This is a genomic window from Shinella sp., assembly GCF_035998705.1.
Lineage (GTDB): Bacteria > Pseudomonadota > Alphaproteobacteria > Rhizobiales > Rhizobiaceae > Shinella.
In genome coordinates this window covers 83,591-100,872 of record NZ_DASYHH010000005.1, presented here as the reverse complement: position 1 = coordinate 100,872, position 17,282 = coordinate 83,591, and the positions used below count along the sequence as shown (strand labels likewise).

The window sequence follows — 17,282 nt, the reverse complement described above, 5'->3', positions numbered from 1 at the left end:
CAAAGTCCCGTGCCGGCTGATCGGGCGAAGGCTCCGTTAGCCGGCATCGGACGGGCGCACAGTCGTCGCCCCCCGCGAATTGGAGGGCCGATGACGATCGCGACGGAAAGCCGGGAGCCGCGCACCAGCCGGGCCGGCATCACGGGCTGGATGCTGTTCGACTGGGCGGCGCAACCCTTCTTCACGGTCATCACCACCTTCATCTTCGGCCCCTACCTCGTCTCGCGCCTGACCGAGGACCACGCCGCCGGCCAGGCCGCCTGGAGCTACACGCTTACTGTCTCCGGCATTCTGATCGCGCTGCTCGCCCCCGTCATGGGCTCGATCGCCGATGCCTCCGGCGCCCGCAAACCCTGGATCGCCGTCTTCGCGGTGATCAAGATCCTGTCGCTCGCCGCCCTCTGGTATGCGGCACCGGGCTCGGGCCTGCTCTTCGCCATGGCGATGATCGTGCTGGCGACCGTCGCGGCGGAATTCTCCATCGTCTTCAACGATTCGATGATGCCGCGCCTCGTGCGCCCCGAGGACGCTGGCCGCATCTCCAACATCGCCTGGGGCCTCGGCTATCTCGGCGGCATGATCGTGCTGATCGCCGTCGTCGCCCTCCTCGCCGCCAATCCCGAGACCGGCAGGACGGCGATCGGCATCGTGCCGCTCTTCGGCCTCGACGCTGCCGCCGGCGAGGATGCCCGCATCACCGGGCCGATCTCGGCGCTCTGGTATCTCGTCTTCATCCTGCCGATGTTCTTCTTCACGCCCGACCAGAAAAAGGGATTGCCGATCGCCGCCGCCGTGCGCGCCGGCCTCGCCGATCTTTCCGCAACGCTGCGCGACCTCAAGCAGAAACCCGGCATCCTGCGCTTCCTCATCGCCCGCATGATCTACCAGGACGGCGTCAACGGCCTCTTGGCGCTCGGCGGCACCTTTGCGGCCGGCATGTTCGCCTGGCAGACCTTCGAACTCGGCATCTACGGCATCATCCTCAACGTGGTGGCGATCGGCGGATGCCTTTATGCCAGCCGGCTGGACAAGCGGCTCGGCTCGAAGCCCGTCGTGGTGATGAGCCTCGTCTGCCTGACCATCGCCACCATCGGCATCGTTTCCACCGGCCCGGGCTTCACCCTGTTCGGCCTGATCCCGCTGCCGACCGCCGATTCCGGCGGGTTGTTCGCCACGGCCGCGGAGAAGGCCTACATCCTCTACGGCCTGCTGATCGGCGTCGCCTTCGGCCCCGTCCAGGCCTCGGCCCGCTCCTATCTCGCGCAAAGCATCCATCCGGACGAGGCGGGCCGCTATTTCGGCCTCTATGCCCTGTCTGGCCGCGCCACGTCCTTCCTCGCACCGCTCTCCGTCGCCCTCATCACCACCGCGACGGGCTCCGCCCGCATCGGCATGATGGCGCTCATCGCCTTCCTCGTCGTCGGTTTCCTGCTCCTGCTGCGAACGCCCTATCCGGCCGACAAGGCCTGAAACGCAAAACGCCCCGCAAGCGGGGCGTCAGCTTCATGGCAACCTTGCCGCACCCACAACGTCATCCTCGGCCTTGAGCCGAGGATCCACGTCTCGTCCGCTGCGGTGGATGCTCGGGTCAAGCCCGAGCATGACGGAGGAGGGGTTGCGGTTAACGCCGACGTTTTAAGCCCCGCGAAGAATCCGGCTCAATGCCTAAAGTGGCGCATGCCGGTGAAGACCATGGCGACGCCGGCCTCGTCGGCGGCGGCAATCACTTCCGCATCGCGCATCGAGCCGCCCGGCTGGATGACGGCCGTCGCGCCCGCGGCAATCGCCGAGAGCAGACCGTCGGCGAAGGGCAGGAACGCTTCCGAGGCGACGGCGGAGCCGCGCGTCAGCGGCTCGGCAAGGCCCATCGCCCTGGCGGCGTCCTCGGCCTTCAGGCCGGCGATGCGGGCGGAATCGACGCGGCTCATCTGGCCGGCACCGATGCCGGCGGTCTGACCGTCCTTGGCATAGACCACGGCGTTCGACTTGACGTGCTTGGCGACCTTGAAGGCGAACTTCATGTCGATCAGCTCTTGCGCGGTCGGTGCGCGCTTGGTGACGACCTTGAGTTCGAGGTCCTCGACCATGCCGTTGTCGCGGTTCTGCACGAGCAAGCCGCCGGAGACCGTCTTGGCGGAAAGGCCGGGCGTACGCGGATCGGGCAGGGCGCCGGTCACCAGCAGGCGCAGGTTCGGCTTGCCGGCGATGACCGCACGCGCCGTCTCGTCCGCATCCGGCGCGATGATGACCTCGGTGAACAGCTTGACGATCTCTTCCGCCGTCTCGCCGTCGAGGGTCGAGTTGAGCGCAATGATGCCGCCGAAGGCCGAGACCGGGTCGCAGGCGAGCGCCCGCGCATAGGCGTCCTTCAGCGTCTTGCCGGTGGCGACACCGCAGGGATTGGCGTGCTTGATGATCGCGCAGGCCGGGCCGTTTTCCGGCAGAAACTCGGCGACGAGCTCGAAGGCCGCGTCGGTGTCATTGATATTGTTGTAGGAAAGCTGCTTGCCCTGCAACAGCGTCGCCGTCGCCACGCCGGGACGGTTCTCGCCGGTGACGTAGAAACCGGCCTTCTGGTGCGGGTTCTCGCCGTAGCGCATCTCTTCCTTCAGCACGCCGCCGAGCACGCGGTGGCGCGGCATGGCGATGTCGAGCGCTTCGGCAAACCAGTTGGAGATCGCGGCATCATAGGCCGCCGTGCGGGCATAGGCCTTGGCCGCCAGGCGCTGGCGGAAGGCATAGGAGGTCGAGCCGTCGGCGAGTTCCTCGATGAGGGCAGGATAGTCGGCCGGGTCGGTGACGATGGTGACATAGGCGTGGTTCTTGGCCGAGGCGCGGATCATCGCCGGGCCGCCGATATCGATGTTCTCGACGGTCGTCGGATAATCGCCGCCCTTGGCGCGCACCTCTTCGAACGGGTAGAGGTTGATGACGGCGAGGTCGATCGCGCCGATGCCGTGCGCCTTCATCGCCTCGACATGCTCCGCATCGTCGCGGATCGCCAGCAGGCCGCCATGCACGGCGGGATGCAGCGTCTTGACGCGGCCGTCCATGATTTCCGGAAAGCCCGTCACCTCGGAAACGTCGGTCACCGCGAGCCCGGCATCGCTCAGCGCCTTGTGCGTGCCGCCGGTCGACAGCAGCCGCACGCCCTTTTCGGCCAATGCACGGGCGAGATCGACGATACCGGCCTTGTCGGACACGGACAGCAGCGCCGTGCGGATGGCGACGCGATCGGGGGCGGGGATTTTCTTGGAAATGACGGCCATGGGGCGCTCCGTTCTGCGGCCCGGGAGGGGAGGGCCGGATGGTCATGCGCCCCGTTATCACAGGCGCGCCCGCGAGAAAACCGCGAAACGTCCTGATGTCTCAGCGTTGTCGCGCCAGCGACCATTGAATTTCCGCCACCCTGGCCAGCGGCATGGTCAGCGTCAGCTGGCGCGAGGCTCGCACGCCGGAAGGATCGGCGAAGAAGACGTCCTCCTCCTCTTCCACCGGCACGTCGACGCAGGTCAGCGCCCAGGCCTCGCCATCCACCGCGATGAGCCGTGTCTCGTTGGCGGAGACCCGGTAGAGCTGGATGGTCGGGTGGATGTGAAAACGCACCACCGCCGTGCCCTTGTCGATCGCAGCATCCGGATCGCTCGGCTTGTAGAAGCGTTCGCGGCCGCGGATCTCGCTGCCTGTCGCCGCAACGAGGATGTCGCGCTCATAGAGCAGGCCGAAGCGCTTGAGGTAGCCGTCATGTGTCGCCGTCACGCTGTCGGCGCCGGACTGGCGCTCGGCACGCGACACCTCGACCTTGGAAATGCCGCCGACGACGATCGGCCCGATGAAGCGCGAGGTGGAGATGCGCGCGGAGGACGTGTCGTTGAGTGTTGCGACCGAATGGGCCGCCGTGGTGCGCGACAATTGCCGCAGCGCATCGCCGGCGAAACGCGGCCGGCCGGAATTGACGATGAAGCGGTTCTTTCCCGACGACATTTCGATGGACAGTGCGCCGGCGGCGGCCGTGGCCGAAAGATCGACCGAGCGCGGCACGCCGGTATCCATCAGCACGACCGTCTCCTTCACCGCCAGGCGGTCGTAATTGCTCGACGGCAGCGCCTTGAAGGGCGCACCGCCGGTCTCGTCGTAGCGCAGCGCCGACATCAGCTCGTGCGCCAGCGTATAGGTGGCGCCGTTGAAGAGCGCGAGTTCACCGCCCTGGTGGCGGAAGAAGCGTAGGGCCGGATAAATGCGGTCGATGGAGGGAATGAGCTGCGCCGGCATGTCATGACCGAGATTGACATAGGTCTGGCGCAGCGGCAGCAGGTCGAGCAGCACATCGAGTGCGGCGCGCGGATTGCGCGAGCAATGGCCGCCATCGGGAAGGATCTGCCGGTCGAGCTCCTCGTCGAGATGGCGCGCGGCCTTGCGCATGCGCGAGGGAGAGGCCGGCATGGCGATGGAGGCCATGGCGAGCGCGATGCGCACGCGAAGCCGCGGCTCGCCGTCGCGCGTCGTATCGGCAACGTGGCGAAGGTAGCGCACCTGGAAGGCGAGGCTCTTGAGGAAGCGGCGATAGAAGGGGTAATCGGCATCCTTCAGCACGACCGGCGAATGGGAGAGCCACGCAATGATGCGCTGCGCCGCGACATCCGGTCGCCAGGCCAGCCCGCCGATGTAACGCCCGTGGCTTTGCAGCCAGTCGTCGACGATGAAGCGGGCGGTGAGCGCCGCCTTTTCCGGATCGACGAGGCGCATATGGCGCAGCCAGCCGAAGGAATGCAGCCGGACGGCGAATTCTTCCGAGGGAAGCTCCAGCGCGAAGGGCGATTCGCCTTCGCATTCGAGAATACGGCCGGCGAGCGGAAAACGCCCGCTGACGATTTCTTCGCCGGCGAAGAGATCGGCCGGGTGCAGGTCCGTCGGTGCAACGACCAGCCGGTCCGGCGTGCCGCCGGAAAAGCGCATGGCGCTGATTCGTCCCAGGGCAAGCCTCCGGGAAAACCGGCGCCAACCCTCACGCATATACAGATAGAGTAGCCGCTGCCTGTCGGAAAGCTGCATGGTTAACGAATGCCTCCTGGACCTATAGGTAGGCTGAGGAGGCAAGCGGCGTCAATTCATCGACCGCTGATGGGCTGTTGATGACTTCGGAAGCATTTCGGGTCGATTTTTTCAGCTCAGAGCGTTTCCCCGCAATTCCGGACGCAAAACGCCCAAGCACTTTTGCTGGAATTGCTTTAGCCGCCATGGCTGAGCCGTACGGCGTAAAATCCGTCCACGCCGCCGGCACGCGTCTCCGTCGCGGGCAGCATGGCGGGCGTGGTGCGGAATTCGCCGCGGGGGGAAATCGCCGTCTCCAGGCCCGGCCATTCGGCAGGGTCGACGGGATCGATCCGCCAGGCCGGATTGTCGGCGAGAACGCGGGCGACCATCTCCTCGCCCTCGATCGGATCGAGCGAGCAATTGGAAAACACCAGCTCGCCGCCGGGCTTGACGAGCGTCAGTGCGTGGCGCAGCAGGCGCTCCTGCAGCCGGGCAAGCTTTTCGATATCCTCCGGCCCCTTGGTCCAGAGCACGTCGGGATGGCGGCGGATCGTGCCGGTGGAGGAGCAGGGCGCGTCGAGCAGCACCGCGTCGAACAGGTCCTCCGGCCGGTAATCCGCCATATTGGCTTCCACCACGGTCGCGGAAAGACCGAGACGCTCGAGATTGCCGGCGAGCCGCTTCAGGCGGTTGGCGGACTGGTCGAGCGCCGTCACCACGGCGCCCGCCGCGGCAAGCTGCGCGGTCTTGCCGCCGGGCGCGGCACAGAGATCGGCGACACGCTTGCCGGCAAGGTCGCGGAAGAGTTTTGCCGGCAGGCTCGCCGCCGCATCCTGCACCCACCATTCGCCCGCTTCAAAGCCTTCCAGCGCCGGGATGGCACCCGAGGCGACAGGCAGGCGGACGGAGCCGGTGGGCAGCACGAGGCCGCCAAGCCGCGCGGCCCAGCCGTCCAGATCGGACTTGACGGTGAGGTCGATGGTGGAGGATTCGAGCAGCGCGTCGTTGATGCGCGCGGTGTGCTCGCGGCCGTAGATGCCGACCAGCCGCTCATGGAACCAGGGCGGAATGACCGGGACCGTGCGGGTCGCCGTCAGATGCGAGGCCTTTTCGCGCGCCAGGCGCCGCAGCACGGCATTGGTGAGGCTGGCGAAGCGGCGGTTGCGCGGGTCGATCTGCGCCTGCTCGACCGCCAGATCGACGGCGGAATGGTCCGGCACGTCGAGATAGAGGATCTGCGCGGCGGCGACCGTCAGCACATGGTGCAGCGCGCGCGCTCCCTCCGGCAGCGGCGTGCCGACCAGCGTGTCCATGATGGCATCGATGCGCGGCAGGTGGCGCAGCGCCGTGTTGAGAATGGCGCGGACCAGCGCGCGGTCGGCATCGTTGAGTTGCCGGTAGGCCGGATTGCCGTTTTCGAAATCGAGCATGCCGTCGAGCGGCGTCCTGCGGTCCACCACGGCGGCAAGAATCTTGGCGGCAGCCTGGCGGGCGCGCAGGCCCGGCTTTTCCGGATAGCCCGCATCCGCCGCGGGCGCCTTCGGCCCGCGGCCGCCGGCATTGCGTTTCGGATGCGCTCTGTGTTTCGTTCTGTCGTCGTTCAAGACCAGGGACCTTTGGGTGGTTCGGAACCACCGCGTCCCCAGCCCGTCGTCGGAACGGAGCGCGATTTGCGGACGGGATTATCAGCCCGGACCGGCTCCGTCGAGCGCGCTTGCATGCCGCGAGCCATTTCCTCGAGCGCGGCGATGCGGTTTTCCGTGTTCGGGTGGGTGGAAAACAGGTTGTCCATGCGCTCGCCCGACAGCGGATTGATGATGAACATATGCGCCGTCGCCGGATTGCGCTCGGCGTCGTCGTTCGGCACGCGGCCCGCCGCAACGGCGATCTTGCCGAGCGCCGAGGAAAGCCACAGCGGGTTGCCGCAGATCTCCGCGCCGCGCTTGTCGGCGGAATATTCGCGCGTCCGGCTAATCGCCATCTGCACCAGCATGGCGGCGAAGGGGGCGACGATCATCGCGACCAGAATGCCGATGAAGCCGAGCGGATTGTTGTTCTCCCGGTGGCCGCTACCGCCGAAGAACATGGCGAAGTTGGCAAGCATGGAGATCGCGCCGGCAATCGTCGCCGTCAGCGTCATGGTCAGCGTGTCGCGGTTCTGGATATGGGCGAGCTCGTGCGCCATCACGCCTGCGACCTCCTCGTAGCTCAGCGCCTGGAGAAGGCCGGTCGAGGCGGCGACGGCGGCATTCTGCGGGTTGCGGCCGGTCGCAAAGGCGTTCGGCTGGTCGCTGTTGATGACGAAGACGCGCGGCATGGGCAGGCCGGCGCGTTTGGCGAGGTCGCGCACGATGCCGTAATATTCCGGCGCGGAACGCTCATCCACCTCCTTGGCCCCGTACATGGACAGAACCATGCGATCGGAATTCCAGTAGGAGAAAAAATTCATGGCGATCGCGACGAGAAGCGCGATCATCATGCCGCCCTTGCCGCCGATGAGCAGGCCGACGCCCATGAAAAGCGCCGTCATGAAGGCGAGAAGCATGGCTGTGCGGACGATGTTCATACGGTTACGGCTCCTGTTGGGTCTTTGGGACCGGTTGTTTTTCCCTGTTGTCAAGGGAGTGTTTCACGTGAATCAACGCTTTCCACAGCGCCGTCACGCTCCTATATGATGGTAAGCGAACAGGAATTCTTCAATATCCGGGAAGGATGCCGATTTTCATGCAGAACGACAACGACAATCATTCGGACGGCCGGAAAGTGCTTCCGCCTGCAGCCCAGCGCGCCCTCCACGAAGCCGAGGAACGGCGCAAGGCCGAGAAGCCGGCCGAGCCCAGCCCCGAGATCGGCGGCCGCGGCGGCGCCGACCCGGCCCGCTTCGGCGACTGGGAAATCAAGGGCCGGGCGATCGATTTCTGAGCGGCGGAATCCGGCTAACGGCCGCGACATGCCCGGTTTCCTCTCTTTCGTCATGGTCGGGCTTAACCCGACCATCCATGCCGCAAGTGCCGGTGGATCCTCGGGTCAAGCCCGAGGATGACGCAGGAGGGGAGGGAGGCGGCTTTCCGCAACCTACCGATCCCTAAAGAAAAACGGCGGCCAGTGGCCGCCGTTCGTTTTCCTCAGCCGGCGGCCTTGTTCTGCCGGTTGGCGATCAGGTCGTCCACGACGGCGGGCTCGGCGAGCGTCGAGGTGTCGCCGAGCGAGCCGAAATCGTCCTCGGCGATCTTGCGCAGGATGCGGCGCATGATTTTTCCCGAGCGGGTTTTCGGCAGGCCCGGGGCAAACTGGATCTTGTCGGGCGACGCGATCGGGCCGATCTCCTTGCGCACATGCTTGACGAGATCCTGGCGCAGCGCATCGTTGCCCTCTTCGCCGGCCATCAGCGAGACGTAGCAATAGATGCCCTGGCCCTTGAGGCTGTGCGGATAGCCGACGACGGCGGCTTCCGAGACCAGGTGGTGCGAGACGAGCGCCGATTCGATTTCGGCCGTGCCGAGGCGGTGGCCGGAAATGTTGAGCACGTCGTCGACGCGGCCGGTGATCCAGTAATAACCATCCTCGTCGCGCCGGCAGCCGTCGCCGGTGAAATATTTGCCCTTATAGGTCGAGAAATAGGTCTCGACGAAGCGCTTGTGATCGCCATAGACCGTGCGCATCTGCCCCGGCCAGCTATCGGCGATGCAGAGATTGCCGTCGGCGGTGCCTTCCAGCACCTTGCCCTCGTTGTCGACGAGCTCCGGCTTGATGCCGAAGAAGGGCCGCGTCGCGGAACCCGGCTTGAGGTCCGTCGCGCCGGGCAGCGGGGTGATCAGGATGCCGCCGGTCTCCGTCTGCCACCAGGTATCGACGATCGGCGAACGGCCTTCGCCGACGACATTATAATACCATTCCCAGGCTTCCGGGTTGATCGGCTCGCCGACCGAACCGAGCAGGCGCAGCGACGAGCGCGACGAGCGTTTCACATAGGCATCGCCGGCGCCCATCAGCGCGCGAATGGCGGTGGGGGCGGTGTAGAAGATGTTGACCTTGTGTTTGTCGACCACTTCCCAGAAACGGCCGGCATCCGGGAAATTCGGCACGCCTTCGAACATCAGCGTGGTCGCGCGGTTCGCGAGCGGCCCGTAGACGATATAGGAATGGCCCGTCACCCAGCCGACATCGGCCGTGCACCAGTAGATATCGCCGTCCTGGTAGTCGAAGACATATTTGTGCGTCATCGAGGCATAGACGAGGTAGCCGGCCGTGGTGTGCAGCACCCCCTTCGGCTTGCCGGTCGAGCCGGAGGTGTAAAGGATGAAGAGCGGATCTTCCGCCTTCATTTTGGTCGGCGGACAATCGCGCGGCACGGTCAGCACTTCCTGGTGGTGCCAGATGTCGCGGCCGGGGGCCCAGCCGGTCTTGCCGCCGGTGCGGCGCACGACCAGCACCTTGTTGACGATTACATGCTGCTTGGCGGCGATGTCGATCGCCGTGTCGGTGTTTTCCTTGAGCGGGATCGGCTTGCCGCCGCGCACGCCCTCGTCGCAGGTAATAACGAAGGTCGATTCGCAATCGACGATGCGGCCGGCCAGCGCATCCGGCGAGAAGCCGCCGAAGACGATCGAATGGATGGCGCCGATGCGCGCGCAGGCGAGCATCGCATAGGCCGCTTCCGGGATCATCGGCATGTAGATGGTGACGCGGTCGCCTTTCTTGACGCCGTGTTTCTTCATCACGTTCGCCATGCGGCAGACGTGCTCGTAGAGCTCGTTATAGGTGATCTTCTTGTCGATATAGGGATTGTCGCCTTCCCAGATGATGGCGACCTGGTCGCCATGCGTCTTGAGGTGGCGATCGATGCAATTGTAGGAGACGTTGGTAATGCCGTCCTCGAACCACTTGATCGGGACCTTGCCGTTGAACGACGTGTTCTTGACCTTGGTATAGGGCTTGAACCAGTCGATCCGCATGCCGTGCTTGTCCCAGAACCGCTCAGGGTTCTCGACGCTTTCACGATACCATTTCTGATAGGTGTCGGCGTCGATCAACGCACGGCTTTTTGCGGATTTCAGGACCGGATAGGTCTTTGCGGACATTCATGCCTCCCTTGACTGCGCATGCGCGGGAAGCCGCATTCTCCTTCGGCCCCGCACCTCCTGCGCCATACATATCAGGTCAAATCACCCTCGCAATTAGACAAAGGTCATTTGTCTCTTGAAGAATTGCATTTCTGCGACAGTGGCGTTATAGAGGGCCCAATTCCCGGAACATAGTGGTTAACTACCCCACGACCCCGCGACACCGGCGCGGACGGACAGAAGGACTATATGCATGTCTCAGCAGCTCCTCATGCCAAAGGCGACCGCGGTCTGGCTGGTCGACAACACGGCGCTGTCGTTCGACCAGATCGCCACATTCTGCAAATTGCACCCGCTTGAAGTGAAGGCGATCGCCGACGGCGAATCGGCCCAGGGCATCAAGGGTCTCGACCCGATCTCCACCGGCCAGCTTTCCCGCGAGGAAATCGCGCGTGCGGAAGCCAACCCCTATCACAAGCTGAAACTTTCCGATCCGAAGGTCCGCGTGCCGGAATCCAAGCGCAAGGGCCCGCGTTACACGCCGGTCTCCAAGCGCCAGGACCGGCCGAACGCCATTCTCTGGCTCGTGCGCAACCATCCGGAACTGAAGGATGCGCAGATCTCGCGTCTCGTCGGCACGACCAAGTCGACGATCGAGCAGATCCGCGAACGCACCCACTGGAACTCCGCCAACCTCGCGCCGATGGACCCGGTGACGCTCGGCCTTTGCTCGCAGATCGACCTCGACCTGGAAGTCGAGCGCGCCTCGAAGGGCCGTCCGCTGCCGACCGCCGCCGAACTCGGCGCGACGCTGGAAGCCGCCCGCGAAACGGAAAAGCTGCCCTACAGCACCGATGTGGAAGAGGAGAAGGAAATCGACGCCGATGCCGTCTTCGCCAAGCTCAAGTCGCTGAAGTCGGCAACGCCCGACGAGGACGAAGACGAGCGCTTCTAAGCGCCGATCCCTCGCAGATCATAAACCGGTCGCCCAAAGCGGCCGGTTTTTTTTGTTTTTGGACCTACCAACCCCACAACGTCATCCTCGGGCTCGACCCGAGGATCCACCGGCTTGCTCGACGTGTTGGATGGTCGGGTCAAGCCCGACCATGACGGAGGAGAGCTATGTGGGCGCCGGAATCCTCAGCCGAGCCGGCGCGTAGACAGCGCCTCGGCGATCTCGTCGAGAATGGCCGGATCGTCGATCGTCGCGGGCATCTTCCAGTCCTGCTTGTCGGCGATCTTCTGCATGGTGCCGCGCAGGATTTTTCCCGAGCGCGTCTTCGGCAGCCGTTTTACGCAGAGCGCCGTCTTGAAGGCGGCGACCGGGCCGATGCGTTCGCGCACCAGCGCCACCACCTCCTGCTCCACAAGCGATGATTCACGTGAAACACCGCTCTTCAAAACGAGGAAGCCTGCCGGCACCTGGCCCTTCACCGCATCCGCGACGCCGATCACCGCACATTCGGCGACGTCCGGATGGCTGGCACAGACCTCCTCCATCGCCCCCGTCGAAAGCCGGTGGCCGGCGACATTGATGATGTCGTCGGTGCGCGACATGATGAAGACGTAGCCGTCCTCGTCCACATAACCGGCATCGGCCGTCTTGTAGTAGCCGGGAAATTCCGAGAGGCAGGTGGTGCGGAACCGCTCGTCGGCGTTCCAGAAGGTCGGCAGGCAGCCCGGGGGCAGGGGGAGCTTGATGGCGATGTTGCCGAGCGTTCCGGGCGCCACCTCATGGCCGGCATCGTCCAGCACATGCAGCTCGTAACCCGGCATTGGCACGGTGGGCGAGCCGTGTTTCACGGGCAGCCGGTCGAGGCCGAGCGGGTTGCCGACGATCGCCCAGCCCGTCTCCGTCTGCCACCAGTGATCCACCACCGGCACGCCGAGCACGGCCTCCGCCCAGCGGATCGTCTCCGGATCGGCGCGCTCGCCCGCCAGGAACAGCGCCCGCAGGCTGGACAGGTCGTGCCGTTTCACCAGCAGCCCCTCCGGATCCTCCTTGCGGATCGCACGGAACGCCGTCGGCGCGGTGAAGAGCACGGAGACCTTGTACTCCTCCACCACCCGCCAGAAGGCCCCGGCATCCGGCGTGCCGACCGGCTTGCCCTCATACAGCACCGTCGTGCTGCCGTTCAAAAGCGGCGCATAGACGATATAGGAATGGCCGACGACCCAGCCGATATCGGAGGCCGCCCAATAGACCTCGCCAGGCTCCACGCCGTAGAGCGCCCGCATCGTCCAGGCGAGCGCCACCATATGCCCGCCATTGTCGCGGATGACGCCCTTCGGCTGGCCGGTCGTGCCGGAGGTGTAGAGGATATAGAGCGGGTCGGTCGCGGCGAGCGCCGCGCAGGGGACTTCACGCCTCGCAGCCCGTGCCGCCGCCAGCGCCGCGCCGAGATCGACGTCGCGCGCGCCGTCGAGATCCGCCGCCAGCTCCGGCCGTTGCAGCACGAGGCAATGATCCGGCTTGTGCCGCGCCAACTCCACCGCCGCGTCGAGCAGCGGCTTGTAGGCCACCACCCGGTTCGGTTCCACGCCGCAGCTTGCGGTAACCACGAGTTTCGCGGTGGAATCATCGATGCGCGCGGCCAGCTCGCTTGCAGCAAACCCGCCGAAGACCACCGAATGGATCGCCCCGACGCGCGCGCAGGCCAGCATGGCGAAAATCGCCTCCGGGATCATCGGCATATAGAGAATGACGCGATCGCCCTTCGCGACGCCATGATCGGCCAGCACTGCCGCCATGGCATTCACCTGGGCGAGCAGCTCGGCATAGCTGTAGCGCGCCGTGCGGCCCGTCACCGGACTATCGTAGATCAGCGCCGCCTGGTCGCCGCGTCCCGCGGCCACATGCCGGTCGACGCAATTGTGGCAGGTATTGCCCACCGCATCCGGAAACCAGCGCCCATAGACGCCCTGCGCGCCATTGAAAATTTCCACCGGCTCCGTGAACCAGTCGATCGCCCGCGCGGCTTCCGCCCAATGCGCCTTGTGGTCGTCCTTCCAGGCCCGATAGATCTCGGCATAGGTTCTTGGCATGACTTTCCTCCCGCCCGACCGCGAAACGGCCGGTTTCTCCTGAAGAGAGAATAGGGAAGGCGATCCGTTCCGCAAAGCCAGACGAAAGCCTCAGGCGGCGAGGCCGCGCTTTTGCGTTTCGTCAAACCCGAGCCGAAATCAGCGCGTACCAAAAATCGCCGAGCCGACGCGCACGCTCGTCGCGCCAAGGCCGATGGCGACGTCGTAGTCGCCCGACATGCCCATCGAGAGCTTTTCGAGACCGCAGCGTTCGGCAAGTTTCGCCAGCAGCGCAAAATGCGGCCCGGGATACGCGTCCGCCGGCGGAATGCACATCAGCCCCTCGATCGAAAGGCCGAGTTCGTTGCGGCAGAAGGCGACGAAAGCGACCGTATCGTCCGGCGCAATGCCTGCCTTCTGCGGCTCAAGGCCCGTATTGACCTGCACATAGAGCCGCAAGCTGCGTCCCTGCCGTGCCATCTCGGCGGCGATGGTGCGGGCGATCTTCTCGCGATCGACCGTCTCGATGACATCGAACAGCGCCACGGCCTCGGCCGTCTTGTTGGATTGCAGCGGGCCGATCAGGTGCAGCTCGATATCCGGCGTCTCGGCGCGAAGACCCGGCCACTTGCCCTCCGCCTCCTGCACCCGGTTCTCGCCGAAAACGCGCTGGCCGGCCCCAATGGCCGGACGGATGGCATCGGCATCGAAGGTCTTCGAGACCGCGACCAGCGTCACCGCCTGCGGTTCCCGGCCGGCTTCAGTCGCGGCCTTGCGCATCCGGTTGCGAACGTCTTCGAGACGGTCCTGCAGGTCCATGGTCATTCTCCCTTCGGCATCAGGCTCCGGACCTAGCCAAAATGGCGCCGCTTGCCAAGCCGCGGGCGATGCGACAGAGCCCGGCGGAGCCCACAAAACTTGACGCTTCGGCGGTTTCATGATGAAGGTCTCGCCACTATATTCGCATGGGCGAAGCGCCCTCCAAGACTCCCAAAAGACTTCCGGAACATCAAAGACATGGCCACCGAACGTTACAATCCGCGCGATGCCGAGCCCCGCTGGCAGGCAAAATGGAACGAAGAAAACGTCTTTCTGACCAGGAACGACGATCCGCGCGAAAAGTACTACGTGCTTGAGATGTTCCCCTATCCGTCGGGCCGCATCCATATGGGCCATGTGCGCAACTACGCCATGGGCGACGTGGTTGCCCGCTACAAGCGTGCGCGCGGCTTCAACGTGCTGCACCCGATGGGCTGGGACGCTTTCGGCATGCCCGCCGAAAACGCCGCCATGCAGAACAAGGTCCACCCCAAGGGCTGGACCTATGAAAACATCGCGACGATGCGCGGGCAGCTGAAATCCATGGGCCTGTCGCTCGACTGGTCGCGTGAATTCGCCACCTGCGATGTCGAATATTACCAGCGCCAGCAGCACCTCTTCCTGGACTTCCTGGAAAAGGGCCTGGTCTACCGCAAGCAATCCAAGGTCAACTGGGACCCGGTCGACCACACGGTTCTCGCCAACGAGCAGGTGATCGACGGCCGCGGCTGGCGGTCCGGCGCGCTGGTCGAACAGCGCGAACTGACGCAATGGTTCTTCCGCATCACGGATTTCAGCCAGGACCTGCTCGATTCGCTGGACACGCTCGACCAGTGGCCGGAAAAGGTCCGGCTGATGCAGAAGAACTGGATCGGCCGCTCCGAAGGCATGCTGATCCGCTGGGAGATCGCCGAAAACGCGGGTCTCACGGGCGAAAAGGATGTGACCGTCTACACGACGCGTCCCGACACGCTGTTCGGCGCCTCGTTCCTGGCGATCTCCGCCGACCATCCGCTGGCCAAGGACGCCGCCGCGCAGAATCCCGAGATCATGGCCTTCTGCGAAGAGTGCCGCCGCGCCGGCACCTCGCTGGCCGCGCTCGAAACCGCCGAGAAGAAGGGCATGGACACGGGCATCCGCGTTCGCCATCCCTTTGATGCGAATTGGGAATTGCCGGTCTATGTCGCGAATTTCGTGCTGATGGATTACGGCACGGGCGCCATCTTCGGCTGCCCCTCCGGCGACCAGCGCGACCTCGACTTCGCCCATAAATACGACCTGCCCGTCGTGCCCGTCGTCATGCCCAAGGATGCCGACGCCGCGACCTTCGCGATCGGCGACGAGGCCTATGTCGGCGACGGCGTGATGATCAATTCCCGTTTCCTCGATGGTCTCAGCACCGAAGACGCCTTCGAGACCGTGGCGACCCGCCTGTCGGCTGCCACCCTCGGCAATGCACCGCAGGGCGAGCTCAAGGTGAACTTCCGCCTGCGCGACTGGGGCATTTCGCGCCAGCGCTACTGGGGCTGCCCGATCCCGGTCATCCATTGCGACGATTGCGGCGTGGTTCCCGTGCCGAAGGCCGACCTGCCGGTCAAGCTGCCGGACGACGTCACCTTCGACAAGCCCGGTAACCCCCTCGACCGGCACCCGACCTGGCGCCATGTCGCCTGCCCGCATTGCGGCAAGGACGCGCGGCGCGAGACGGACACGATGGACACCTTCGTCGATTCGTCCTGGTATTTCGCCCGCTTCACCGCGCCCTGGGAAGACAACCCGACCGATCCCGCCGCCGCCAATGCCTGGCTGCCGGTCGATCAATATATCGGCGGCATCGAGCACGCGATCCTGCACCTGCTCTATTCGCGCTTCTTCACCCGCGCCATGCAGGTCTCGGGCCATCTCGACGTTAAGGAGCCCTTCAAGGGCCTCTTCACCCAGGGCATGGTCGTGCACGAGACCTATAGCCGCGGCGAGGGCGCCAGGCGCGAATGGGTGACGCCCGCCGAAATCCGCATCGAGGAACTGGACGGCAAGCGCCGCGCCCTGCACCTTGAATCCGGCGAAGAAATCGCCATCGGCTCGATCGAGAAGATGTCGAAGTCGAAGAAGAACGTCGTCGACCCTGACGATATCATCGCCTCCTACGGCGCCGATACCGCCCGCTTCTTCGTGCTCTCCGATTCTCCGCCGGACCGTGACGTCATCTGGTCGGAAGCCGGCGTCGAAGGCGCGCATCGTTTCGTCCAGCGCGTCTGGCGCCTGGTGTCCGAGGCTGCTCTGTCCCTGAAAACCGCCGAAAGCCGTCCGGGCGAGGAGGGCGACGCGCTCGCCGTCTCGCAGATCGCGCACAAGACGCTGAAGGCCGTGCAGGCCGATTACGACAAGCTCGCCTTCAACAAGGCCGTCGCGCGGATCTACGAATTCGTCAACGCGCTTGCCGCGCCGCTGGCCACCGCCGCCGCCGGCAAGGCCTCACCCGAGCTCGCGTCCGCGCTGTGCGAGGCCGTCGGCATCCTGATCCGCATCGTCGCCCCCATGACCCCGCATCTGGCGGAAGAGTGCTGGCGCGAGATCGGCGGCGCAGGCCTCGTCGCCACATCCGGCTGGCCGGCCTACCAGGACAGCCTGGTCGCCGACAACGAGGTCACGCTGCCGGTGCAGATCAACGGCAAGAAGCGTGCGGATTTGACAATCGCCCGCGATGCGGACCAGAGTGCGGTCGAAGCGGCCGTGCTGGCGCTCGAAGCCGTCCAGGCCGCGCTCGCCGGCCAACGCCCCAAGAAGATCATCGTCGTACCGCAGAGGATCGTGAATGTTGTTGTCTGACGGAACCGGCCTCTCGCGGTTTGCCAAGGCGCTCGCCGGCCTCGCCATCATCGGCACGCTCGCAGGCTGCCAGGTGCGCCCGCTCTATTCCACGGGAAGCGGCACGGAAGGCAAACTCGCCTCCGTGTCCATTTCGGAAGCGAATGACCGCGTCGAACAGCGGGTTCGCAACGACCTGATCTTCCTCTTCGCCGGGGGTGCCGGCGAACCGCAGAACGCGATCTACCACCTGGAAATGAACGTCACCGTTCGCAATATCGGCGTTCTCATCGACGTTGCCGACGATATTCCGCGCGCCGGCCGCATCGTCGTCGCGGCGGACTATAACCTCGTGAAGACCGACTCCGGCGAAACGCTGGCTTCCGGCAAACGTTCGTCCGTCGCACTGGTCGATTTTCCCGTGCAGGAATTCGCAAAACTGCGCGCCGTTCGGAATGCGGAAAACCGCGCCGCACGCGAGCTGGCAGAGCTGATCCGCGCAGACGTCGCCGCCGCTCTCGGCCGTCGCTGAGC

At 65.2% G+C, this 17,282-nt stretch carries 12 protein-coding genes; 5 read left to right on the top strand and 7 right to left on the bottom strand.

Annotated features, from left to right (window positions below; genetic code table 11):
• Positions 1 to 90: 90 nt before the first annotated feature.
• Positions 91 to 1,470 carry an MFS transporter gene (locus VGN93_RS01115; protein ID WP_327505987.1) on the top strand — a complete coding sequence of 460 codons (1,380 nt, stop codon included), beginning with the start codon at positions 91 to 93 and terminating at the stop codon, positions 1,468 to 1,470.
• Between the two features lie 188 nt (positions 1,471 to 1,658).
• Here the strand turns inward: VGN93_RS01115 and purH are convergent, their stop codons facing one another.
• From purH to htpX, 4 genes are all read right to left on the bottom strand, one after another.
• Positions 1,659 to 3,269 (bottom strand): bifunctional phosphoribosylaminoimidazolecarboxamide formyltransferase/IMP cyclohydrolase, encoded by a 1,611-nt coding sequence (purH, locus tag VGN93_RS01110; RefSeq protein ID WP_327505986.1) that lies wholly within the window; start codon positions 3,267 to 3,269, stop codon positions 1,659 to 1,661.
• Between the two features lie 100 nt (positions 3,270 to 3,369).
• Positions 3,370 to 5,052: a heparinase II/III family protein gene (locus VGN93_RS01105; protein WP_327505985.1), complete on the bottom strand. Its 1,683-nt coding sequence runs from the start codon at positions 5,050 to 5,052 to the stop codon at positions 3,370 to 3,372.
• Positions 5,053 to 5,228: 176 nt separating this feature from the next.
• The gene (locus VGN93_RS01100) at positions 5,229 to 6,638 is read right to left on the bottom strand and encodes an RsmB/NOP family class I SAM-dependent RNA methyltransferase (RefSeq protein ID WP_414713973.1); all 1,410 of its coding nucleotides are present in this window, start codon (positions 6,636 to 6,638) and stop codon (positions 5,229 to 5,231) included.
• The gene (gene htpX / locus VGN93_RS01095; RefSeq protein ID WP_327505984.1) at positions 6,635 to 7,600 is read right to left on the bottom strand and encodes a zinc metalloprotease HtpX; all 966 of its coding nucleotides are present in this window, start codon (positions 7,598 to 7,600) and stop codon (positions 6,635 to 6,637) included. Before htpX ends, VGN93_RS01100 begins: the two co-directional genes overlap by 4 nt.
• 158 nt (positions 7,601 to 7,758) lie before the next feature.
• Here htpX and VGN93_RS01090 point away from each other — a divergent pair, with 158 nt between their 5' ends.
• Positions 7,759 to 7,956 (top strand): DUF1674 domain-containing protein, encoded by a 198-nt coding sequence (locus VGN93_RS01090; protein WP_327505983.1) that lies wholly within the window; start codon positions 7,759 to 7,761, stop codon positions 7,954 to 7,956.
• Positions 7,957 to 8,159: 203 nt separating this feature from the next.
• On the opposite strand, the gene acs is transcribed toward VGN93_RS01090, so the two are convergent.
• On the bottom strand, positions 8,160 to 10,115 hold the full coding sequence (gene acs, locus VGN93_RS01085) for an acetate--CoA ligase (protein ID WP_327505982.1): 1,956 nt from the start codon (positions 10,113 to 10,115) through the stop codon (positions 8,160 to 8,162).
• A gap of 235 nt (positions 10,116 to 10,350) precedes the next feature.
• Between acs and VGN93_RS01080 the strand changes: the two genes are divergently transcribed.
• Positions 10,351 to 11,052, top strand: coding sequence for a DUF1013 domain-containing protein (locus VGN93_RS01080; RefSeq protein ID WP_327505981.1), 702 nt, complete (start codon positions 10,351 to 10,353; stop codon positions 11,050 to 11,052).
• Between the two features lie 185 nt (positions 11,053 to 11,237).
• On the opposite strand, the gene VGN93_RS01075 is transcribed toward VGN93_RS01080, so the two are convergent.
• Both VGN93_RS01075 and VGN93_RS01070 read right to left on the bottom strand, forming a co-directional pair.
• Entirely contained in the window at positions 11,238 to 13,142 is a 1,905-nt protein-coding gene (locus VGN93_RS01075; protein ID WP_327505980.1) for a propionyl-CoA synthetase, read from the bottom strand.
• Between the two features lie 138 nt (positions 13,143 to 13,280).
• Positions 13,281 to 13,940, bottom strand: coding sequence for a YggS family pyridoxal phosphate-dependent enzyme (locus tag VGN93_RS01070; protein ID WP_327505979.1), 660 nt, complete (start codon positions 13,938 to 13,940; stop codon positions 13,281 to 13,283).
• 198 nt (positions 13,941 to 14,138) lie between these two features.
• Between VGN93_RS01070 and leuS the strand changes: the two genes are divergently transcribed.
• A complete protein-coding gene (leuS, locus tag VGN93_RS01065; protein ID WP_327505978.1) occupies positions 14,139 to 16,769 on the top strand; it encodes a leucine--tRNA ligase in 2,631 nt (876 codons plus the stop codon).
• Positions 16,756 to 17,280 (top strand): LPS assembly lipoprotein LptE, encoded by a 525-nt coding sequence (gene lptE, locus VGN93_RS01060; protein WP_327505977.1) that lies wholly within the window; start codon positions 16,756 to 16,758, stop codon positions 17,278 to 17,280. The genes leuS and lptE overlap by 14 nt, the downstream gene beginning before the upstream one ends.
• Positions 17,281 to 17,282: the final 2 nt, after the last annotated feature.